The organism is Massilia sp. TS11, assembly GCF_022012445.1.
In the GTDB taxonomy this organism is placed as follows: Bacteria; Pseudomonadota; Gammaproteobacteria; order Burkholderiales; family Burkholderiaceae_D; genus Telluria.
The window spans coordinates 562,969-584,003 of sequence record NZ_JAKLTS010000001.1 but is presented as its reverse complement, the minus strand read 5'-3'; the positions used below and the strand labels follow the sequence as shown (position 1 = coordinate 584,003).

The window sequence follows — 21,035 nt, the reverse complement described above, 5'->3', positions numbered from 1 at the left end:
CCTAGCGCCCGAAGGCCAGGCGCTGGCCCTCGGTCTGCATGCGCACGAATTCGTCGGCCGTGACCGCGGCGCTGAACAGATAGCCCTGCAGCTGGTCGCAGCCGAGGTCGCGCAGGAAGGCCATCTGCTCGGCCGTCTCCACCCCTTCGGCCACGATCTCCTGGCGCAGCTGCTGGGCCATAGTGACGATGGCGCGCGCGATCGCGCAGTCGTTTTCTTCGTAGGGTAGACCGATGACGAAGGAGCGGTCGATCTTCAGTGTCGAAATCGGGAATTTCTTCAGATAGGCCAGGCTCGAATAGCCGGTGCCGAAGTCGTCCAGCGCCAGGGCCAGGCCCATGGCCACCAGTTCATTCATGATCGAGACGACCGTGTCGGCGCCGCGCACCAGCAGGCTCTCGGTAATTTCGAGCATCAGCTGTTCGGGGCTGACGGCATAGCGGTCCAGCACATCGGACACCCGGCGTGGCAGGCCCGGATCGAACTGGCGCGCCGACAGATTGACGGCGATTGGCGGCATCGCCAGGCCGGCGTCCTTCCACTCCTTGATCTGGCGGCAGGCTTCTTCCAGCACCCAGCTGCCGATATCGAGAATCAGGCCGGTTTCCTCGGCCAGCGGAATGAACACGCCCGGCGAGATCATGCCCTTCTCCGGGTGGCGCCAACGGATCAGGGCCTCGGCGCCGACGATGCGGCCGCTGCGCAGGCTGACCTTGGGCTGGTAGTGCAGCTCCAGCTGGCGCGTCGACAGCGCGTGGCGCAGCTCGGTCTCCAGGCGCAGGTGCTCCTTGGCGCGCTGGTCCATCTCCTCGCGGTAGAACAGGAAGCCGGCGTCGCCCGCCTGGGCCGCCTTGCCCATCGCGACATCGGCGAAGCGCAGCAGCGAGGTCGCATCCAGACTGTCCTCGGGGAAGACGGCGATGCCGATATTGGCGCCCACCTGCAGCGTGTGCGCGGCCAGCTGCACCGGCTGCACCAGGGTGGCGATCAGCTTTTGCGCGACGATACCGGCGTGTTCGCGCTTTTCGATATGCGGCAGGGCCACGGCGAAGCGCGTCCCCTCCAGGCGCGCCAGGATGTCGGCGTCGCGCATGGTGGCGCGGAATTTGCGCGCCACTTCGATAATCAGTTCATTGGCCACGTCGTGGCCGAGCGTATCCGAGACCGACCCCACGCGCGTCACGTCGATCATCATCAGGGCGCCGTATTCGTGCGAGCGGCGCGCCTCGGTCAGGGCCTGGCCCATCAGCTGGCCGAACAGATTGCGGTTCGGCAGACCGGTCAGATTGTCGTAGTTGGCCATGCGCTGCATGCGCGCCTCGGCATCCTTGTGCACCGAGATGTCGGAGAAGATCGAGAAGGTATGGGTGATGTGCCCGCGCTCGTCGCGCACGACGCTGATCGTCACCGACTGCGGAAACAGCTCGCCGTTCTTGCGGCGGCCGACGATCTCGCCGCGCCAAGGGCCTTCGCCGCGCATGGCGGCGCGCACGCGCGCGCGGAACTCGGCGTCGTGGGCGCCCGAGCGCAGCAGGTCGGGCGTCTGGCCGATCGCATCTTCGGCCGTGTAGCCGGTGATGTCGGTGAAGGCCTGATTGATCGAGACGATGCGCTCCTGGCCGTCGGTGATCAGCACGCCCTGGTCGGATTCGTCGATGATGCGGGCGTGCAGCTGGACCTTGTCTTCGATACTGAGCTGGGCGCCGACCTCGGTCAGATGCACGAGCATGCCGACCGGTTCCTCGGCGTCGTCGTTGATCAGCGAGAGCGCCATGCGCACCCAGATCACTTCGCCGTCCTTCTTCCGGCGCCGCACTTCCATCACTGCGCTGGCTTCCTCGAGGAAGAGTTCATTGATGCCGGGGCTGTCGTCATCCTCGGCATACAGGAACAGCACGTGCTGGCCGATGGCTTCATCGGCCGTGTAGCCAAACAGGTTTTCGGCCGCGCGGTTCCAGCCGGTCAGGTAGCCGGCCATGTCGAGCACGATGACCGGCTCGGGCGAGGAGGCAAACGTGTGCGCGTGCTGGGCACGCAGCCGGTCGGGCGCCTGCGCGGCGCGCAGTTCGGCCAGGGCCGCATCGAGCTTGTCCAATGTCTGCGCCAGCGCCGCGCCCTCCTGGGAGCGCGCGGCACGGGCCAGAGCCATGCACAAGTCGAGGGTCGTGTCAGCCATGCCCGCTTCCCAAGCTCTCCTTCACCACGCCCAGCATCCAGCTGAAGGCGTCGACCACCACATCATTGAAATCCTCGCGGCTGATCTGCTGCGCCGCCAGGCCCGCGGCCAGGGCCTCGAACTGGCCGGCTTCGGCCAGTTCCACCAGTTTCAGCAGATCGCCCAGTTCACCCTCCTGGCGCAGCAGCGCACCGGCCACGGCCTCGCTGATGGCCAGCGGGGCCAGCACCTCGTCGAGCGGCATGCCAAACAGGACGCCGAGCAGTGAGAACATGCCGGCCATGAAGCCCTGTTCCTGCACGCTGCGGTCCAGGCCACGCGCCTTGGCCAGCAGCTCCAGCATGCGCGCACGCACGGCCACGCGCGCCAGCAGCATCGGCGAGCGCACGTCGCCCTGGCGCGCCGCAAACAGCATCAGATTGAGCCAGCGGCGCAGCTGCTGGCGGCCGAGGATCAGGATGGCCTGCGAAAAGCTGGTGATCTTGCGGCCGGTGCCCATGCCGAGCGAATTCACGAGGCGCAGCAGGTGATAGGACAAGGTCGGGTCCTGGCGCAGCAGGGCCTCGATTTCGTGGGTGTCGGCGTCGGCCGCCACCTTCTGCACCAGCTGCAGGGCCAGCGCGCGCGAGGCGGCCTGCGGGCCCTGGGCCTTGAGCGGCGGCGTCATGCACCAGGCGCCGCCGACCCAGGCCACCTGGGGCGGCAGGTCCTTGCTGAAGGCTTCATCGGTGACATGCACGGTGATGGTGTCGAGCGCCTTCCAGCCGGCCACGTTGAGGGCCTCGGCCAGGGCCGCGTCGGACGCGATCGGGTAAAGACAGGGGAACTGCGCGCTCAGGCTGTCGAAGGCTTCATCTTCGGCCAGCACCGTCAGGGCCTGCACCGGGCCGGGACCAGACTGGAACAGCAGGGCCGCGGGGACGCCGTTGCGGTCGGCGAGAACCTGAAAAAACACCAGCGGTGCTGCGTTCAAAGTATTCATCGTACTGGCCAAAGTTATGACATCTCTGCCTATGTTACCCCGAGACCCCTTGCGAAGGCTATACGCCGGGGAGATGGGCCAGCAGACGGGCGAAGGCGTCCGGCCCGCGCCAGCGCGCGCGCCACCAGCGCAGGGCCTGACCGTCGTCGCCGCTGCGCCAGGCCAGAAAGAAGCGTTCGTCGGCGCGGCCCTGCTCCACGTGGCGCGCCACCAGCTGGCCGCGCGCGATGGCGGCGCGCGCCGTCGGCTCGGGCAGGAAGCCAAAACCCAGGCCTGCGCACTGGGCGGCCAGCTTGGCGCGCATGTCGGGCACGGTCAGGCTGTCCTGGCCGAGCAAGAGGCCCACCGTGCGCGGCGCCAGCCGGCGCGCCGAATCGGCCACCACCACGGCGCGGTGCGCAGCCAGCACGGCGCCGGTCAGCGGCTCGGGCGCGCTCGCCAGCGGATGCTGGGGCGCCACGCAGAACACAAAGCGCAGGCTGCCCAGCTCCTCGGCCACATAGCCGCCGCCGGGCGGGCCCTCGCCGGCCGCGCCGATCAGCAGGTCGACGCGGCGTTCGAGCAGGGCCTCCCAGGTGCCGGTCAGGTTTTCGCTGGCGATGCGCAGGCGGGTGCCGCAGTTGAGTGCATAGAAGTCGGCCAGATCGGTCTCCAGCAGGGCCGGATCGACACTGCCATCGAGGCCGAGCGCGAATTCGGTCTCCCAGCCCTGGGCCACGCGGCGCACGCGGTATTCGAGCTCCTCGGCCGCCAGCAGCAGCTGGCGCCCTTCGGCCAGCAGCTCGCGCCCGGCCGCCGTCAGGCGCACCTGCGGCCCGTGGCGCGTGAACAGCTGCACGTCCAGATCCTGTTCGAGCTTGGCCACCGTGTAGGAGATGGTGGAGGGCACCCGGTGCAGCTCGGCCCCGGCCCCCGAAAACGAGCCGCGCCGGGCGATGGCATCGAGTACCTGCAGGGCGTCGAGCGAGAGTTTCAGCATATTCGATATTTTCGATGATAGCGGCCGATATTTTCCGTTTTTTTTGAAAGCGTTTCGATTCTATACTGCGAAACATAGCTTCGAAACCTTCGAAACCGTTCAAGGAGATCATCATGTTGCAAATTCGTCATAGCACTGAGCGCGGCCGCGCCGATCACGGTTGGCTCCAATCGCAGCACAGCTTTTCCTTCGCCGACTATTACGACCCCGAGCACACCGGCTTCGGCCCCCTGCTGGTGATTAACGAGGACCGCGTCGCGCCCGGCATGGGCTTCGGCACCCACGGCCACCGCGACATGGAGATCATCTCCTACGTGCTGGACGGCGCGCTCGAACACAAGGACAGCATGGGTAATGGCTCGGTGCTGCGTCCGGGCGACGTACAGCGCATGAGCGCCGGCAGCGGCGTGCGCCACAGCGAGTACAACCACTCGCGCCAGGAGCCTGTGCACTTCCTGCAGATCTGGATCGCACCGAACGAGCGCGGCATCGCCCCCGGCTACGAGGAGGCCCATTTCGCCCCGTCCGACAAGCTGGGCCGGCTGCGCCTGATCGCCTCGCCCGATGGGCGCGAGGGCTCGGTGCGCATCCACCAGGACGCCCGTCTGTTCGCCGCCCTGCCGGTGCCGGGCCAGCGCATCGAGTACACGCTGGCCAGCGCGCGCAAGGCCTATGTGCACGTGGTGCGCGGCCAGATCAGCGTGAACGGCACCGCGCTCGGCCCCGGCGACGCCGCCAAACTGAGTGAGGAAACCAGTGTGGTGCTGGACCAGGCCAGCGACGCCGAAGTGCTGCTGTTCGACCTGCCCGCCTGATGCTAGAGGGGCGACTCGGGACGGCTCGCCCCATTTCCGGTAAACTTCCGTTCTTACGCATTGAAGAAGCACAGTCCATGAGCACCGACGTCCTTGATTACGCCACCTCCTGCGCCCTGCCCACGCCGTGGGCGCAGTTCACCCTGCACGCCTTCGTGGAGCGCGGCAGCGGCAAGGAACATCTGGCCATGGTGCTGGGCGAGGTCGGCGACGGCCAGCCAGTGCTGGCGCGCTTCCACTCCGAGTGCCTGACCGGCGACGTGCTGTTCTCGCAGCGCTGCGACTGCGGCGCCCAGCTCGAAGGCGGCCTGCGCAAGATCGCCGAGGCCGGGCGCGGCATCCTGCTGTATCTGCGCCAGGAAGGGCGCGGCATCGGCCTGGTCAACAAGATCCGCGCCTACCGCCTGCAGGAAGCCGGCGCCGACACGGTCGAAGCCAATCTGCAGCTCGGCTTTCACGCCGACCAGCGCGACTACGCGCTCGTGCAGCCGATGCTGGCCCACTTCGGCATCACCCAGCTGCGCCTGATGACCAACAACCCGCGCAAGATCGCCGCCGTCGAAAAATTCGGCATCCAGGTGGTCGAGCGCGTGCCGTTGCTGGTCAACCGCAACGCCTTCAACGCGCGCTACCTCGACACCAAGGCGCTGAAACTGGGCCACCTGATGTCGGCCCAGCCCGAACCGGTCGCAGAAGACGGCCAACTCTAAGCGCGCCAAATCCGGTATGCTAGGCGCGTCAACCGACCGCCAGCCCCACTACCGGACCGCATGAAATTTGCCCCGCTTGCCGCACTGCTCCTCACCCTGAACCTGTGCGTGGGCAGCGCCCGGGCCGTCGCCGCCGAAGTGGTGGACGACAGCCTGCCGCCTCCCTCCTCGGCCGCGCAGAAGCTGTATGCGGCCGCCAAGGCCGACCTGCTGCAGATCCGCATTCTCGTGAAAAGCGGGCGCAGTCAGGCCTCGGTCGGTTCCGGCTTCCTGGTCGGGACCAGCCGCCTGGTGGTCACCAACTACCATGTCGTGTCGCAGCTGGCGATCAGCCCCGAGACCTATGTCGGCGAGTTCTCCGATACCGACGGCCGCAGCGGCCCGGTCGAACTACTGGCCGTGGACGTGCTGCACGACCTGGCCGTGGTGCGCATCACGCGCGCCGGCAGCGGCTTTTTCAATCTGCCCGAGACCAGCGCGCGTCTGGGCCAGGGCCAGTACCTGTACTCGCTCGGTAATCCGCTCGACCTGGGCTTTGCCATTTCCGAGGGCGCCTACAACGGCGTCATCAAGCGCAGTTTCTACGACCAGCTGCTGTTCACCGGTCCGATCAACGCCGGCATGAGCGGCGGGCCGAATGTGACGGCCGATGGCACCGTGGTCGGCGTCAACGTGGCCAAGCGGCGCGACGGAGAGCTGGTCAGCTTTCTGGTGCCGGCCCGCCACGCGCAGGAGCTGCTGCGCCAGGTGGAGCAGCAAAAAGCGCCGCCGGCCGACTTCAAGACCGTGATCGGCCAGCAGCTGCTGGCGCACCAGCAGAATCTGGTGAGCCGCCTGCTCGACAGCCCGTTCTCGCTCAAGGCCCTGGGGCCCTACATGGTGCCGGTGCGCGAGTCGGACCAGATCCGCTGCTGGGGCTACCCGAACGCGCGCACCGAGGGCAGCTTCAGCGACGACGGCATGGCCTGCAATATGGAGTCGGCCATCTACATCGCCGAGAACCAGCAGACCGGCCACGTCAACATCCATCACCGCTACCTGCGCGCCAAGACCCTCGACACGCTGCGCTTCGCCGCGCTGGCCTCGAGCCAGTTCCGCGAACGGAACCTGGGCGGCGGCCGCGATACCCGCCTGACGGCGCCGCGCTGCACCGAAAGCTTTGTGCGCAATGGCGCCCTGCCCGTGCGCGCCGTGCTGTGCATGCGCGCCTACCGCAAGTTCGCCGGCCTGTACGACTTCACCCTGCTGACGGCCACCGTCGACGACCCGCGCGCCAGCCTGCAAAGCCGGCTCGATGTGAACGGCGTCTCGTTCGACAATGGCATGCGCGTCACGCGCAGCTTCCTCAGCGCCCTGTCGAAAGGCGGCCAGCCATGAACGGTCCCTGGCACATCGAAGTCCTGGCGCGCAATGGCGACGTGCTGCACCGCCAGCGCGTGGACCGCCTGCCGATCCGCATCGGCCGCGCCTACGACTGCGACTTCATTCTTGACGACGCCCACACGGGCGCCCACCACGCGCTGATCGAGGCCACGCCCGAGGGCGGCCTGCAGCTGCGCGACCTGGGCAGCCAGAACGGCACCGTGCACCGCGGCCGCCGCGTGCATCAGCTGGCGCTCGACGGCGACACCGTGGTGCGCATGGGGCATACCAATCTGCGCGTGCGCGCGGCCGATTATCCGGTCGCTGCGGAGCTGGTGGACCGCACCAACCACGGCTGGGAGGGCGCCCTGCCCGGCGTCAGCGGTCTGCTGCTGGTGGCCCTGTTCATGCTGGCCACGGTCTGGCAGAACGACACCCAGTCCTTCCAGCCGCTGCGCTATCTGCAGTGGCTGGCCGGTGGCGTGCTGGCCGGTCTGCTGTGGGCCGGCGTCTGGGCCTTCGCCAATCGCCTGTTCGGACGCGGCGCGCGCTTCGGGCGCCATCTGTTCATCCTCGGCGCGGCGCTGGCCGCGACCCTCGTCTACAAATACGCTTCGAGCGTGCTGGCCTTCGCGTTTTCCTGGGACTGGATCACGCGCTTCGGCTCCCTGGCCGCGATTCTGATCGCCAGCGCCACCCTGTACTTCCACTTCACCACCATCAAGCCGCACCACCCGCGCCGCTTCGCCGGCGCCTGCGGCATTCTGTTTGGCCTGGTGGCGGGGCTCGACCTGATGTCGAACCAGCAGCGCCTCGGCACTCCGGCCGATGACCTGTACATGGCGGTGCTGCTGCCGCCCGCGCTGCGCGTGAGCCAGGAGCGCACTGTCGACAGCTTTCTGGCGGCGGCACGCAGCCAGCAGGGCGCGCTCGACGCCGAGCGCGGCAAGGCCGTCAAGGACGACGATCTGGACGAGGAATGAGCCGCCTGCCTGCGCCCTTCCCCTCGCCCCGGCGCAGCCTGCGCGTGCTGGGCGCCGCCTGGCTGCTGTTCTGGGTCATGCTGATTTCCGTGGCCCTGGAAGACTACCGGCGCCAGGGCGGCCAGGCCTACTGGCAGCCGGTGCTGTGGGAGAGTTCGTCGGCCGTGGCGCTGACCGTGCTGCTGCTGGTGCAGCGCCGCCTGACGCGCCGTTTCGATCCGCTGGTGGCCCAGCCGCTGCGCTGGTTCGCGCGCATGCTGGCCTGGCTGCCCGTGTACTGGCTGGTGTTCACGCCGGCCGCCTTCAGCCTGCGCCATGGCGTGTATGCGCTGGCCGGCGCCGAGTACCGGCATGAACCCTGGGGCGAGGTGGTGCTTTACGAGTCGCTCAAGATCTCGGTGTTCTACCTGCTGTTCATGCTGATCGCCTTCGGCATGCTGAGCTACCGCGCCTGGGCCGAAGACCAGCTGGCCGCGGCCCGCGAAAAGGCGGCGCTGCGCCAGGCCCAGCTCGCGCGCCTGACCCAGCAGATGCAGCCGCACTTTCTGTTCAACGCGCTCAATACCGTGTCCTCGCTGATGCACAGCGACGTCGACAAGGCTGACGCCGTGCTGATCCAGCTGGCCGACACCCTGCGCGCCGCGCTCGACGCCGGCGACCAGCCGACCACCACGCTCGACTACGAACTGCGCATCGCGCGCGGCTATGCGGCCGTGATGCTGGCGCGCTTTGGCGAGCGCGCCAGCATCGACTGGGACATCGAGCCGGCCGCCCTGGCCTGCCTGGTGCCGGTCATGAGCGTGCAGCCGCTGATCGAAAACATCTTCAAGCACACGGTGGAGAAACGGCGCGAGCCGACCGCCATCCAGATCCGCGCCACCCTGGCCGAGGGCGCGCTGCTGCTGCGCCTGGCCGATGACGGCGGCCGCCTCGTCCCCGGCGAACGCCCGGGCCTGGGCCTGAAGAACCTGCGCGAACGCCTGGCCATGCTGTATGGCGATCAGGCCAGCCTGCATCTGAGCGAGCTGGCCCCGGCCGGCGTGCTGACCGAACTGCGCCTGCCATGCACGTGCTGATCGTCGACGACGAGCGCCCCGCGCGCGACAAGCTGCGCCGCATGCTGGCCCAGGAAGCCGGCATCACGCTGGTGGAGGAAGCGCCGGACGCGCTGGACGCGCTGGAACGGATCGGGCGCCAGCGTCCGGACGCGCTTTTCCTCGACGTGCAGATGCCCGAGGTCTCGGGCCTGGAGCTGGCGGCCTCGCTGCCCGAGCCGGCACCGCTGATCGTGTTCGTCACCGCCTTCGACCAGTACGCGCTGGCCGCCTTCGATGCCAACGCCATCGACTACCTGCTCAAGCCGTATGACCAGGCGCGCCTGGCGCGCGCCCTGGCACGCCTGCGCGAACGCCTGCATGGCAGCGCCGCACGTCCGCCGCTGCCGGCCGTGGCCCAGCTGCTGGTGAGCGAACGGGGCGCCACCCGCGTGGTGCGCACCAGCGACATCCAATGGCTGGAGACGGCCGACAACTACGTGGTGCTGCATACGCCCGACGGCGCACCGCTGCTGCGCCAAAGCCTGGCCGGCCTGCTCGACAGCCTGGGCCCGGGCTTCGTGCGCTGCCACCGGCGCGCCGCCGTGCAGCTGGCCTGGGTCGAACGCCTGCACACCGACGACAAGGGCGATGGCGAGATCGCCCTGCGCGGCGGCGCCCGCGCGCCATTGAGCCGCCAGTTCCGCGCCGCCGTGCTGGCCCGTCTGCAGGCGGCCTGACCCCGCTTCGCCCCGGCCCGCCCCCGCTTCGCCCCACGACGCTGGCCGCACGCACGCAGCGCTTTTAGGCTGTCTCCATTCCATTCCGGAGACAACCATGAACACACAACGCCTGTATTTTCTCGACTGGGTGCGGATTTTCGCCTTCTTCCTGCTGATCGCCTACCACACCGGCATGTACTACGTGAGCTGGGACTGGCACGTGAAAAGCCCGTTCGCCTCGGACGCGCTGGAACCGCTGATGATGCTGTCCTCGCCGTGGCGACTGGGCCTGCTGTTTCTGGTGTCGGGCGTGGCCGCGCGCTGCCTGCTGCACAAGCTGTCGGCGGCGCGCTTCATGGCCAAGCGCAGTCTGCGCCTGCTGCTGCCGCTGGCGTTTGGCATGGCGGTGGTGGTGCCGCCCCAGCCCTACCTGGAGGTGGTGGAAAAAGTGGCCTATGCGGGCAGCTACGGCGACTTCCTGCGCCTGTACTTCAGCGCCTACCATGGCTTCTGCCGCGGCAGCGATTGTCTGACGCTGCCGACCTGGAACCATCTGTGGTTCGTGGCCTATCTGTGGGTGTACTGCATGCTGTTTGGCGCGCTTGGCCTGCTGGCCACTTCGCGCCTGGCCGCCTGGGGTGCGCGCCTGGCCGGCTGGCTCCAGGGCTGGCGCATGCTGGTGCTGCCCTGGGCGGCGCTGGCACTGGCGCGCATCGCCCTGGTCGGCGCCTACCCGTCCACCCACGACCTGGTGCACGACTGGTATAACCATGCCCAGTATGGGCTGCTGTTCATGCTCGGCGCGCTGCTGGCCACCGAGGCGCGCGCCTGGCAGAGCATGGCCGAGCTGCGCTGGCCCGCGCTCGGCACCGCCCTCACCTGCTGGGCCGCGCTGGTGATCTATTTTTCGATTCCGGAGGCGCTGATCAAAGATGTGCCGGACACCGTGCGCGCCATCCAGCGCGCCGTGTATGCGCTGTGCGCCTGGAGCGCCATCGTGGCGGCCTGCGGTTTCGCGCGCACCCACCTGAATGTCGACAGCCCGCGCCGGCGCTATCTGACCGAGGCCGTGTTCCCCGTGTATATCGCGCACCAGACCCTGATCGTCGTGATCGCGCACGCCCTCAAGCCGGTGCGCCTGGCGCCGTGCATCGAGGGCGTGGTCATCATGGTGCTGACCCTGGGCCTGAGCTTTGCGCTGTTCGCGCTGGTGCGCCGCATTCCGCTGCTGCGCGCCTGCTTCGGCCTGGGGGCGCCGGCTGTTTAGACCAGCAGCAGACGCACGTCGATATTGCCGCGCGTGGCGTTCGAGTAGGGGCAGACGATGTGCGCGCGTTCGAGCAGGGTTTCACCCACGGCGCGCTCCACACCCGGCATGCTGACGCGCAGTTCGACTTCGATCCCGAAGCCATTCGGAATCTGGCCGATGCCGACGGTGGCGTCGATGCTGGTATCGGCCGGCAGCGGCAGCTTGTCGCGCATGGCGACGAACTTCAGCGCGCCGATGAAGCAGGCGCTGTAGCCCGCGGCGAACAGCTGCTCCGGATTGGTGCCCGGGCCGCCGGCGCCGCCGAGTTCACGCGGGGTGCTCAGCTGCAGATCGAACTTGCCATCGCTGGCGGTGGTGCGGCCATCGCGGCCGCCGGTGCTGTGGGCGTGGGCTTGGTAGAGGACTTTTTCGATCGACATGACTTTCTCCTTGGTTGACAATATCGCACCCGCTTATATCGCGTGCGATATATTAGAAAAACTGATACAGCGTTTAATCGGCTGCGAACAAGCGCCCGCGCAGGGCATGCAGCTTGTCACGCAGGTCGGCAATCTCTTGCATCGAACACGACACCGCCTCCGCCACGCAGGCCGGTACCGCCTTGGCGCGCTGCTTGAGCGCGCGCCCGGCCGGCGTCAGACTGACGATGACCTGGCGCTCGTCTTCCGCGCTGCGCTGGCGGCTGACCAGGCCCTGCCCCTCCAGCCGCTTGAGCAGCGGGGTGAGCGTGGTGGTCTCCAAAAACAGCTGGGCGCAGATATCCGAGACGCGCTGCCCGTCCTGCTCCCACAGCACCAGCATGACCAGATACTGCGGATAGGTCAGGCCGAGCGCCCGCAAGGCCTTGCGGTAGACCTTGTTCATGCCCAGCTGCGCGGAGTACAGCGCAAAGCACAGTTGGGCATCGAGTTTCAGGAGATCGGGGTGCGATTGCATGAGACGCATATTATATCGCGCACGATACATTAGCAAGCGATACGTTTCTATCGCGGCGATAGGCGCAGCCTATGCGAGCGGCGTGGGCGGGCCTTTCAGCTCCACGGTATTGCCTTCGGGGTCGTCCAGGTACATCGACACGCCCTCGCCCTCGGCCCCATAGCGCGACTCGAGCGGACCGGCCGCCACCCCATGCGCGGCCAGGTGGGCGCGGATGGCCGCTTCATCGAAGCGCTCCACGCGCAGGCAGAAGTGATCGAGATTGCGCCCCTCGCGCCCGGGCGCGGCGCCGCCGGCGCGACCGAGCTTGCCGTCGACCGGCACCAGATCGATCAGCGACATGCCGGCGCGCAGCTGAATCAGGCCGATATCGTCCTGGCGCCGTTCAAGCCGGCAGCCCAATACCTCGCAGTAAAAGCGGATCATCGTGTCGGCATCGGACACACGCAGGACCAGGTGGTCCAGACCATGCAGTTGAATCATGCTGCGCTCTCAGAAATGACAGAGCGTGGCGCCCTCGCCCACATAGCGGGAAATGGCAATCATCGACGCCATGCTCATGCGTTTGAACTGGAAGCCGATGCGCACGCCGTCGGAGCCGACGATCATCTGCTGCACTTCGGCCAGAAGGCTGACGGCGTGGGGCTGGCCCTCGACAAACATATCAAAGCTGATCGTCCAGGGCTCATGGAAAGGCAGGGATTGCCCGACCAGCAGGCTGATGCCGGTACTGCTGACATCGAGCGTGCGGGCCGGCAGGCTCGCGCCCCCTTCCCGGTGCAGGCGCGCGTTGACCGCCAAGGGGCGCCGCGTCGCCGCCCGCTTTTCGGAATAGGCGATGTCGGTCTGGATCCCCTTGTGGGTCTCGCGCGTTCGAAATATCCGGCCGTTTGATGACATTGCTAGATTTGTAAAAATGACGACGAATCAAACGGAATTCCCTCGCAGTCATTCTACCTGCTGCTTTGCCGGATGTTAATCAGTGTTGCGTTCTACCCAAGCCGCAAAGGCAAGAATGTACTTCTGCAGGAACTCGCGCGTGGCCTCATTGGTCAGATGATCGCCATCGAACTGGTTGCCGATGTGGTTAACGTAAGCCTCGGGCTGCTGCATGAGGGGCACGTTCAAAAAAACCATGGACTGACGCAGATGGTGGTTGGCGCCAAAGCCGCCCAGCGCTCCCGGCGACACCGAGACGATGGCGCCCGGCTTGCCGCTCCAGACGCTGTGGCCGTAGGGGCGCGAGCCGACATCGATGGCGTTTTTCAGCACGGCCGGCACCGAGCGGTTGTATTCGGGCGTGCAGAACAGGAAGGCGTCGACGCTGGCCACCTTGTTGCGGAACTCCGTGTAGGCCAGCGGCGGGCTGACGTCGAGGTCCTGGTCGTACAGCGGCAAATCGCCGATCTCGACGATCTCCAGACTGAGCGAGGCCGGGGCCAGCGCGATCAGGGTTTTGGCGACCTTGCGCGTGAACGAATCCTTGCGCAGGCTGCCGACAAACACAGCGACTTTTTTCGTAGCCATGGCGGAGCTCCTTTCTGATGGGGTGGCGTGTACCACCATCATAGCCAGAAAAACTCAGACCCGCAGGCGCCGGTAGGCCTCGAGAAAGCGCGCCGCCTCCTCGGCGCCCAGCAGCTGGACCGGATCGCCGTGCCAGCTGTAGAGATAGGGTTCACCGCCGCGGTCAGTCAGGCGCGCCTGCAGCAGAAAGCAGGAGCCGAGCGGATAGCGCGCCAGATCGCACAGGGCGCGCGCGGCGTGCACGCGCATGGTGCTGGCAAAGGCCTGGCCCGGCAGCGGCGCCAGGCGCACACTGCCATCGGCGGCGCGCACCGAACGCACCGCCACTTCCCGATACAGCCAGGGCTCGCGCGCCATGCTCAGCTGGCCATGGCCGTGCGCAGCACCTTGGCCTCGCGGATCGGCACATTGATCAGGGCCGCCAGGATGGCCAGCACGATATCGGCGTAGAACATCCAGTTGTAGTCACCGTAGCGGCTGACGGCCAGGCCGCCGAGCCAGGCGCCGAAAAAGCCGCCGGTCTGGTGCGACAGCAAGGTCAGGCCGAACAGGGTCGCCAAGTAGCGCGTGCCGAACAGCTTGCCGACCAGGCCGGCCGTCGGCGGCACCGTCGCCAGCCAGGTGAAGCCGAGCGCGCAGGCCATGATGTAGAAGGTGGTGGCCGTCTTCGGCGCGATCAGGTACAGACTGATGATGATGGCGCGCGCCGCGTAGATGCCGGTCAGCAGCCATTTCATGCGGTAGCGCGCCGACAGGGCCCCGGCCGTCAGGCTGCCAGCGATATTAAACAGACCGATCAAGCCCAGGGCCGTGGCCGAGACCGAGGCCGGCAGGCCGCAGATCTGCACCTCGCCCGGCAAGTGGGTGACCAGGAAGGCAACGTGAAAGCCGCAAGTGAAAAAGCCGATGTGCAGGTACAGATAGCTGGGGTCGCGCAGGGCCTCGCGCACCTGCTGGCCGAGCGTCTTGCCCTCGACCGGCGCGGCCGGCGCACCGGCCACCGGCGCGGCTGTGCGGCGGCGCAGCGGCCAGGCCAGCGGAATCGTCGCCAGCGTGGCGATCGCCATCGTCCACATCGCCGCCACCCAGCTGACGCTGCTGATAATCGCCTGCATCAGCGGCGAGAACACAAACTGGCCGAAGGAGCCGCCGGCATTGATGAAGCCCGAGGCGAACGGCCGCCGTTCGGGCGGCAGGCGCTGGGCGGTGGCGCCGATCAGGATCGAAAAGCTGCCTGCGCCGGCGCCGGCGGCCGACAGGATCCCCATCGTCACGATCAGGCCGAGCTGCGAATGCATGTAGGGCGTCAGCGCCGTGCCGGCTGCCAGCAGCAGCGCGCCGAGGATGATCACCCTTACCGACCCGTATTTGTCGGCCACGGCGCCGAACACCGGCTGCGCCGCGCCCCAGACGAACTGACCGATGGCGGCGGCGAAGCTGATCGAGGCGATGCCCAGGCCGGTCGAGGTGTTAATCGGCGAGATGAACAGACCCGTGGTCAGGCGCGCGCCCATGGTGATCATCAGGATCGCAGCGCTGGCAAGGATCAGCAGCCAGGCGGCGCGCGGGCTCATTTCAGTCTGGGTCGGCATGGCCGGACTCCTCAAGCAAGGGACTCAGTTGGATCAGGGAAGAAGCAAGCATAGCGTGCAGGGCCGCGACCTGCTCGGCGCCGAGGGCCGCGTGGACGGCTGCCTGGGCCGCCTCCCAGGCGCGGCGCGCATGGCACACGGTCGCGCGTCCGGCTGCGGTCAGGCTGACGATGCGGGTGCGGCTATCGGCGCCCGGCACCACCTGGACCCAGCCCGCATCGAGCAAGGGTTTCAGATTGCGCGAGAGCGTCGTGCGTTCGAGCGAGAGGCGGTTGGCCAGCTCAGCCAGCGGCCCCGGCGTGCGTCCAATATTCACCAGCAGCGAATATTGGGTGACCTTCAGCCCAGCGGCGGCCAGGTGCTGGTCATACACGCGCGACACCGTGCGCGTCAGCTTACGCAAGGCATTACAGGTACAGGTGGCAGAAACAGGTGTAGATGCACGCATCCGAGCATTATAGTGTATCTACACACAAACGGGGTCAGGTCCGGCGATCGGACATCTGAGAACTTTTTCGCCGCCTCACGGTCAACGCCCGCAAGACATCCCAAACGGGGTCAGGTCCGGCAATCGGACATTTGAGAACTTTTTCGGCGCAGCGCGGTCAAGCGCCTCGCGTGACAAGCAGGCGGCAAAAAAGTGCCTTCGATGTCCGATTGCCGGACCTGACCCCGTCGGGTTTCGTCGGGTTTAGGACTTGGTTTGGCGCCAGGCGAGGTAGTCGGCGGCGGTGCTGCGCGGGTCCTCGAGCATCGGCAGATGGCCGATGCCGGGCATGATGCGGATGCTGGCGTCCCGGAATAAGGCGGCGGTCGGGCCGGCTGCCTCGGGATTGAGCACGCGGTCCTGCTCGCCCCACACCACCAGCGCTGGCGCGGGTATCGCGCGGAATTGCTCGTCCAGCAGCGGGGAGATGCGCATCTGGCGCATCAGCTCGCAGTGCAGCGTGTAGTCGCGCGCGGCGCGCAGGCCGAGCGCGCGCCGGGCAAATCCGGGCAGCCAGGGGCGCACGGTCGTGGTCGCATCGATCAGGGTGTCGAACTGCCTGGGGTCCTGCAGCAGCAGCGGCATCTCGCCCGTCGCTTCGTAGTGGTGGATCAGGGGCTGATCGTATGCCTTCAGGGTGCCGGCCGGATCGAGCAGCCAGACGCTGCGCACCAGCTCGGGGTGGGTGGCCGCATATTGCGCCGCCAGGAAGCCGCCCATGCTGTTGCCGCCCACATGCACGTGGCCGATGCCGAGCTGGGTCAGCAGCCCGTGCAGGCGGCGCACCTGGTCAGTCATCATGTATCCGGCCTCGGGCGCGCGGGCGGCCTCGCCGAATCCGGGCAGATCGGGAATGATCAGGCGGTAGTGCGGGGTCAGATAGCGGGCGATGCGGGTGAAGTTATCGCGGTCGCCGGCGAAACCGTGGATCAGCAGCAGCGGCTCGCCCTGCCCGCCCGTGCAATACGGGATGCGCAGGCCTTCGACCACGGCCGCCTCGCTGCGCAGGCCGGACAGGCGGCGCTCGAGCTGGATTCCGGCCCGGTACCAAGCCTCGGGGGCGAGCCGGCTCCACACGGCCAGCCCGGCGGCCAGCACGGCCACGGCAAGTAGGATGGACATGACTGCTCCTGAGATGTGGAACAGCCATCATCCAACGCCCGCCGGGCGCCGTCAAGCGTTGGGATTACGCAGCAACAGGGCCACGGCCTCGGCGGCGATGCCCTCCTCGCGCCCGAGGTAGCCGAGTTTTTCGTTGGTCTTGGCCTTGATATTGACCTGGGCCGGCGAGACGCCGATGTCCTCGGCGATGCGCGAGACCATCTGCGGAATATGCGGCGCCATCTTGGGCGCCTGGGCGATGATGGTGGCGTCGATATTGCCGATCAGGTAGCCGGTCGCGACGACGCGGTTGGCCGCCTCGCGCAGCAGCACGCGCGAATCGGCCCCGGCGAACATCGGGTCGGTGTCGGGAAAATGCTTGCCGATGTCGCCCAGGCCGGCCGCGCCGATGAGGGCGTCGATGATGGCGTGCAGCAGCACGTCGGCATCGGAATGGCCGAACAGGCCGGTTTTATGGGGAATGCTGACGCCGCCAATGATCAGCTTGCGCCCTTCGACCAGGGCGTGGCAGTCGTAGCCTTGGCCAATGCGCAGCGGCGGGGTCGGGTTGTAGGAAGTCAGAGCCATGGTGTCACCAATGCGTTACGGCGCGGCCAGATACATTTCGGCGATACGCAGATCTGCCGGCAGCGTCACTTTCAGATTACGGGGATGTCCTTCGACCAGGCGCGGCGCGTGGCCGAGCGCCTCGACCGCGCTGGCGTCGTCGGTGACGGCCTCGGGGTCGGTGGCGGCGGCCAGCGCCTGGCACAGCAGCTGGTAGCGGAACATTTGCGGGGTCTGGGCCAGCCACAGGCCGGCGCGCGGCACGGTCGCCGCGGCCACGCCGTCGGCGGCGCGTTTGACGGTGTCGACCACGGGCAGAGCCAGCAGGCCGCCGACCGGGTCGTCGCCGACACGTTCAATCAGGTGGGCGATCAGGCCCGGGGTCAGGCCGGGACGCGCGGCATCGTGCACGAGCACCCAGTCGGCCGGGCCGAGCGTTTCCGCCAGCACGGCCAGGCCATTGCGCACCGACTCGAGCCGGCTGGCCCCGCCACAGCGCAGCAGACTGACGGCACCGTCCGGCAAGGCGCTGGCGATATACGGGTCCTCGGGACTGACCACCACATAGGTGTGGGCAATGTAGGGGCTGGCCAGGAAGGCCTGCACGGTCCGGCGCAGCATCGGCTCGCCGAGCACGGGCAGGTATTGCTTGGGCAGCTCACTGCCCATGCGCGCACCGACGCCAGCGGCCGGAATCAGGGCGAAATAACGGGCGGCGGGGCTGCTCATGGACGGCTCTTGGTGGTCGCGCTATGGAGAATTAACTGTACCTCACCTTGGCAAACTTTGCTCAGGCGCTCATACTCGGCCGGCGAATCGATGGCGGCCTGCAGGGTCTCGACCTTGGCCAGTTCGGCCTTGATGTACGGGATCCAGCCGGTATCGATTTCGTGCGCCAGCAGGGCCTTGGCCTGCCCGGCCGGCGCGTACAGCGGCTTGCCCTCAAAACGGCGGGACAGGGCCGCGCGGACGACTGCCTCCACTTTCGGCAAATAGTCGAAATAGGTGTTGAGGTGCCGCATTTCGTGGGCAAGTATTTCTTTGTAGGCACAACTGCCCGGCGCGAACTCGCGCCCCACGTAGACAATGATTGGAACATAGAACAGCGAGACCTCGATGTGCGGGGCCACACATTCGTAGCCACTGAGGCTGTCGTAGAGGATGGGGCCGTCGACATTCACGGCCACGCGCGACTCGGCCCGCGTCAGGCCCAGCACATACGGATGGCGCGCGTCCGGCCCGTGCATCTGGCCGAGCGTGCGAAACGACTGGCTGGTGTCGATCGAATAACCGTTCTGGCGCACATTGAGCACGCTGATGGTCTTGCTGATGCTGTCTTCGCAGCGCGCCTGAAACGGCGTGCGCGCCGCCCAGGCCGGTGCCATGCAGCACGCGGCCAGCAGCAGCGCAAGCCATTTCACAGCGACCAGTTCCCGGCCGCCAGTTTGTCGAGCCAGAAAATGCCGATGACGGTCTTCACATCGGTGATCTGGCCGGCGCGCACCTGGGCCAGCAGTTCGGGCACGGTGGCGGTATAGGTTTCGAGGAATTCGCCTTCGTCGAGCCGCGGCGTGCCGGCGGTCAGCCCGCGCGCCAGAAACAGCTCGAGCCGCTCGTCCGAATAGGCGATCGCATTGTGGATTGTGCACACATGCTGCCACTGGCTGGCCGTGTAGCCGGTTTCCTCCTGCAGCTCGCGCTGGGCGCAAACGAGGTCGCTTTCGCCGGCGTCGATCTTCCCGGCCGGGAATTCGATAAAACTGCGCCGCAGCGGATAGCGGTATTGGCGCTCCATCAGCACGCGCCCGTCCTCGAACACGGGCAGCACCACCACCGCGCCCGGATGCAGGATGTACTCGCGCTGGGCCTCGCTGCCATCGGGCAGGCGGATGCGGTCCTTGGCCACTTTCAGGAAATGGCCCTCATAGGCGATCGTCCCGTCGATCCGGGATTCGGTCAGATCCATGCGAACTCCAGGTGGGTGAATCAGGCGGCGCGGCGGCGCAGATAGCGCAGCACGAAGCCGGGGAAACCGAGCACGAGGAACAGGCAGGCCGTGACCGCGTAGAACTCCCAGTTCTGGCTGAACACGGTGCCGATCTGGCCCTCGAGCAGACGGGCCAGGCCCCCGATGGCGAAGTATAGAACAGTCGCTTCGAGCAGGCGCAGAAAGAAGGGTTTGCTGCGCTTGAAAGGGATGACGCCGAGCACGACGCCATCGAGGAAAGGCAGGTTGGCGGCCACCAGGGCGCTGATGATCACCAACCAGCTTGCAGAAGATACGTCCATCAGGCCGACAGCATGCGGGCGATGGCGGCGCTACAGGCGTTGAGCAGCGGACCCGGGAACAGGCCCAGCACGAGCAGGCCGAGGCCATTGATCGACAGCACGAAGCGCATGTCGCCCGGCACGCCGATCGCGTTCTGGTCAGCCGGCTCATCGAACCAGATGCACTTCACCACGCGCAGGTAGTAGAAGGCGCCGATCAGCGAGAACAGCACGGCCAGGACGGCCAGCCACACCTGCTGGGTGTTGACGACGGCCTGCAGCACGGCCAGCTTGGACCAGAAGCCCACCAGCGGCGGGATACCGGCCAGCGAGAACATCACCACCGTCATCATCAGGGCGAACCAGGGATTGCGCTTGGACAGGCCCTTGAAGTCGGCCAGTTCGTCGGCTTCGAAACCGGCGCGTGCCAGCAGCATGATCAGGCCGAACGAGGCCAGCGTGGTCAGCACATAGGTGATCGCATAGAACATCGCCGAACCATAGGCGTCGACCGCGTTGGCATTCGAGATGCCGACCACGCCCGAAGCCAGACCGAGCAGCACGAAGCCCATCTGGGCGATCGTCGAATAGGCCAGCATGCGCTTCAGATTCGACTGGGCGATGGCGGTCAGGTTACCGATCGCCAGCGACAGCACGGCCAGCACGACCAGCATCTGCTGCCAGTGCAGGGCCAGCGGCATCAGCCCTTCGACCAGCAGACGGATGCAGATGGCAAACGCAGCCAGCTTGGGCGCACCGCCCAGCAGCAGGGTCACGGCCGTCGGCGCGCCTTGATAGACGTCGGGCACCCACATGTGGAAAGGCACGACGCCAAGTTTGAAGGCCAGACCGGCGACCAGGAACACAATGCCGAACACCAGGATGGTCGGCTTGATCGCGCCGGCGTAGGCGGCCTGGGCCACCTTCTGCAGGTCGAGCGAACCGGTGGCGCCGTACAGCATCGAGATACCGTACAGCAGCATGCCCGAGGCCAGGGCGCCGAGGATGAAGTATTTCATCGCCGCTTCGGTCGAGACGGCGTGATCGCGGCGCAGGGCCACCAGCGCATACAGCGACAGCGACATCAGTTCCAGACCGAGGTAGATCGAGAGGAAGTTATTCCCCGAGATCATGACCATCTGGCCGAGCATCGAGAACAGGGCCAGCACATAGAACTCGCCGCCCAGATTACCCGACAGCATGCCGCGGTCGGTCGCGTACTGGCGCGCATACACGAGGGTGATGCCCATGCTCAGGTAGGTGAACAGCTTGAGCAGGTTGGCCATGGCGTCGAGCACGAACATATTGTTGAACGTGTAGACGGTGCCGCCGGCCGCATAGGCCTGGTAGCTGAACACGGCCGCGCCGGCCAGAGTCAGCAGCGAGAGCACATAGGTGAGCGAACGCTTGGCATCCGACAGGAACATGTCGACCAGCAGGATCGCGCAGGCCGCGACCGTGACGAAGATTTCAGCGTAGGCCGGAATGAAGTTAATCGTATTCATCGTTATTCCGAGTGGTCTC

25 protein-coding genes are annotated in these 21,035 nt (G+C 67.0%); 7 read left to right on the top strand and 18 right to left on the bottom strand.

The genetic code is table 11. The features are described from left to right. Position 1: 1 nt before the first annotated feature. From LZ005_RS02745 to LZ005_RS02735, 3 genes are read right to left on the bottom strand one after another with little or no spacing between them, the layout of a single operon-like run. The gene (locus tag LZ005_RS02745) at positions 2-2,176 is read right to left on the bottom strand and encodes a bifunctional diguanylate cyclase/phosphodiesterase (protein ID WP_237804436.1); all 2,175 of its coding nucleotides are present in this window, start codon (positions 2,174-2,176) and stop codon (positions 2-4) included. After that, on the bottom strand, positions 2,169-3,158 hold the full coding sequence (locus tag LZ005_RS02740; protein ID WP_237804434.1) for an EAL and HDOD domain-containing protein: 990 nt from the start codon (positions 3,156-3,158) through the stop codon (positions 2,169-2,171). Before LZ005_RS02740 ends, LZ005_RS02745 begins: the two co-directional genes overlap by 8 nt. Before the next feature lie 58 nt (positions 3,159-3,216). Next, positions 3,217-4,137: a LysR substrate-binding domain-containing protein gene (locus tag LZ005_RS02735; protein ID WP_237804432.1), complete on the bottom strand. Its 921-nt coding sequence runs from the start codon at positions 4,135-4,137 to the stop codon at positions 3,217-3,219. 113 nt (positions 4,138-4,250) lie between these two features. Here LZ005_RS02735 and LZ005_RS02730 point away from each other — a divergent pair, with 113 nt between their 5' ends. The 7 genes from LZ005_RS02730 to LZ005_RS02700 all read left to right on the top strand — a co-directional run bounded on the left by LZ005_RS02730 (position 4,251) and on the right by LZ005_RS02700 (position 11,030). Beyond that, on the top strand, positions 4,251-4,952 hold the full coding sequence (locus LZ005_RS02730; protein WP_237804430.1) for a pirin family protein: 702 nt from the start codon (positions 4,251-4,253) through the stop codon (positions 4,950-4,952). Positions 4,953-5,029: 77 nt separating this feature from the next. Continuing rightward, positions 5,030-5,662 (top strand): GTP cyclohydrolase II, encoded by a 633-nt coding sequence (gene ribA, locus LZ005_RS02725; RefSeq protein WP_237804428.1) that lies wholly within the window; start codon positions 5,030-5,032, stop codon positions 5,660-5,662. Between the two features lie 60 nt (positions 5,663-5,722). Further along, positions 5,723-7,039, top strand: coding sequence for a serine protease (locus LZ005_RS02720; protein ID WP_237804426.1), 1,317 nt, complete (start codon positions 5,723-5,725; stop codon positions 7,037-7,039). Further along, on the top strand, positions 7,036-8,007 hold the full coding sequence (locus LZ005_RS02715) for an FHA domain-containing protein (RefSeq protein WP_237804424.1): 972 nt from the start codon (positions 7,036-7,038) through the stop codon (positions 8,005-8,007). The genes LZ005_RS02720 and LZ005_RS02715 overlap by 4 nt, the downstream gene beginning before the upstream one ends. After that, on the top strand, positions 8,004-9,083 hold the full coding sequence (locus LZ005_RS02710) for a sensor histidine kinase (protein WP_237804422.1): 1,080 nt from the start codon (positions 8,004-8,006) through the stop codon (positions 9,081-9,083). Before LZ005_RS02715 ends, LZ005_RS02710 begins: the two co-directional genes overlap by 4 nt. After that, a complete protein-coding gene (locus tag LZ005_RS02705) occupies positions 9,071-9,781 on the top strand; it encodes a LytTR family DNA-binding domain-containing protein (protein WP_237804420.1) in 711 nt (236 codons plus the stop codon). The genes LZ005_RS02710 and LZ005_RS02705 overlap by 13 nt, the downstream gene beginning before the upstream one ends. Positions 9,782-9,878: 97 nt before the next feature. Continuing rightward, complete coding sequence (locus LZ005_RS02700) at positions 9,879-11,030, top strand: acyltransferase family protein (RefSeq protein ID WP_237804418.1); 1,152 nt, start codon at positions 9,879-9,881, stop codon at positions 11,028-11,030. Here the strand turns inward: LZ005_RS02700 and LZ005_RS02695 are convergent. The 15 genes from LZ005_RS02695 to nuoN all read right to left on the bottom strand — a co-directional run bounded on the left by LZ005_RS02695 (position 11,027) and on the right by nuoN (position 21,016). Then, complete coding sequence (locus LZ005_RS02695) at positions 11,027-11,452, bottom strand: organic hydroperoxide resistance protein (protein WP_237804416.1); 426 nt, start codon at positions 11,450-11,452, stop codon at positions 11,027-11,029. The genes LZ005_RS02700 and LZ005_RS02695 overlap by 4 nt on opposite strands. Positions 11,453-11,525: 73 nt before the next feature. Further along, entirely contained in the window at positions 11,526-11,978 is a 453-nt protein-coding gene (locus LZ005_RS02690; RefSeq protein WP_237804414.1) for a MarR family winged helix-turn-helix transcriptional regulator, read from the bottom strand. Positions 11,979-12,038: 60 nt separating this feature from the next. Further along, the gene (locus tag LZ005_RS02685) at positions 12,039-12,452 is read right to left on the bottom strand and encodes a VOC family protein (RefSeq protein ID WP_237804412.1); all 414 of its coding nucleotides are present in this window, start codon (positions 12,450-12,452) and stop codon (positions 12,039-12,041) included. A gap of 9 nt (positions 12,453-12,461) precedes the next feature. Beyond that, positions 12,462-12,869: a PilZ domain-containing protein gene (locus LZ005_RS02680; protein ID WP_269106460.1), complete on the bottom strand. Its 408-nt coding sequence runs from the start codon at positions 12,867-12,869 to the stop codon at positions 12,462-12,464. Positions 12,870-12,944: 75 nt separating this feature from the next. Continuing rightward, positions 12,945-13,496, bottom strand: a complete 552-nt coding sequence (locus LZ005_RS02675) for an NADPH-dependent FMN reductase (RefSeq protein WP_237804408.1) — start codon at positions 13,494-13,496, stop codon at positions 12,945-12,947. A gap of 54 nt (positions 13,497-13,550) precedes the next feature. After that, positions 13,551-13,853 (bottom strand): hypothetical protein, encoded by a 303-nt coding sequence (locus LZ005_RS02670; RefSeq protein WP_237804406.1) that lies wholly within the window; start codon positions 13,851-13,853, stop codon positions 13,551-13,553. Positions 13,854-13,855: 2 nt separating this feature from the next. Next, positions 13,856-15,088 carry an MFS transporter gene (locus tag LZ005_RS02665; protein ID WP_237804404.1) on the bottom strand — a complete coding sequence of 411 codons (1,233 nt, stop codon included), beginning with the start codon at positions 15,086-15,088 and terminating at the stop codon, positions 13,856-13,858. Further along, positions 15,072-15,491 carry a MarR family winged helix-turn-helix transcriptional regulator gene (locus tag LZ005_RS02660; protein ID WP_237804402.1) on the bottom strand — a complete coding sequence of 140 codons (420 nt, stop codon included), beginning with the start codon at positions 15,489-15,491 and terminating at the stop codon, positions 15,072-15,074. Before LZ005_RS02660 ends, LZ005_RS02665 begins: the two co-directional genes overlap by 17 nt. A 288-nt stretch (positions 15,492-15,779) precedes the next feature. Then, positions 15,780-16,697 carry an alpha/beta fold hydrolase gene (locus LZ005_RS02655; RefSeq protein WP_237804400.1) on the bottom strand — a complete coding sequence of 306 codons (918 nt, stop codon included), beginning with the start codon at positions 16,695-16,697 and terminating at the stop codon, positions 15,780-15,782. A gap of 51 nt (positions 16,698-16,748) precedes the next feature. Further along, positions 16,749-17,264 (bottom strand): 2-C-methyl-D-erythritol 2,4-cyclodiphosphate synthase, encoded by a 516-nt coding sequence (gene ispF, locus LZ005_RS02650; RefSeq protein ID WP_237804399.1) that lies wholly within the window; start codon positions 17,262-17,264, stop codon positions 16,749-16,751. Positions 17,265-17,279: 15 nt separating this feature from the next. After that, positions 17,280-17,972 carry a 2-C-methyl-D-erythritol 4-phosphate cytidylyltransferase gene (ispD, locus tag LZ005_RS02645; protein ID WP_237804397.1) on the bottom strand — a complete coding sequence of 231 codons (693 nt, stop codon included), beginning with the start codon at positions 17,970-17,972 and terminating at the stop codon, positions 17,280-17,282. Further along, positions 17,969-18,664: a hypothetical protein gene (locus tag LZ005_RS02640; RefSeq protein ID WP_237804395.1), complete on the bottom strand. Its 696-nt coding sequence runs from the start codon at positions 18,662-18,664 to the stop codon at positions 17,969-17,971. Before LZ005_RS02640 ends, ispD begins: the two co-directional genes overlap by 4 nt. Beyond that, positions 18,661-19,209 carry an NUDIX domain-containing protein gene (locus LZ005_RS02635; RefSeq protein WP_237804393.1) on the bottom strand — a complete coding sequence of 183 codons (549 nt, stop codon included), beginning with the start codon at positions 19,207-19,209 and terminating at the stop codon, positions 18,661-18,663. Before LZ005_RS02635 ends, LZ005_RS02640 begins: the two co-directional genes overlap by 4 nt. Before the next feature lie 20 nt (positions 19,210-19,229). Then, a complete protein-coding gene (locus tag LZ005_RS02630; protein ID WP_237804391.1) occupies positions 19,230-19,532 on the bottom strand; it encodes a DUF2818 family protein in 303 nt (100 codons plus the stop codon). Further along, positions 19,532-21,016 carry an NADH-quinone oxidoreductase subunit NuoN gene (gene nuoN / locus LZ005_RS02625; protein ID WP_237804389.1) on the bottom strand — a complete coding sequence of 495 codons (1,485 nt, stop codon included), beginning with the start codon at positions 21,014-21,016 and terminating at the stop codon, positions 19,532-19,534. The genes LZ005_RS02630 and nuoN overlap by 1 nt, the downstream gene beginning before the upstream one ends. Positions 21,017-21,035 lie beyond the last annotated feature (19 nt).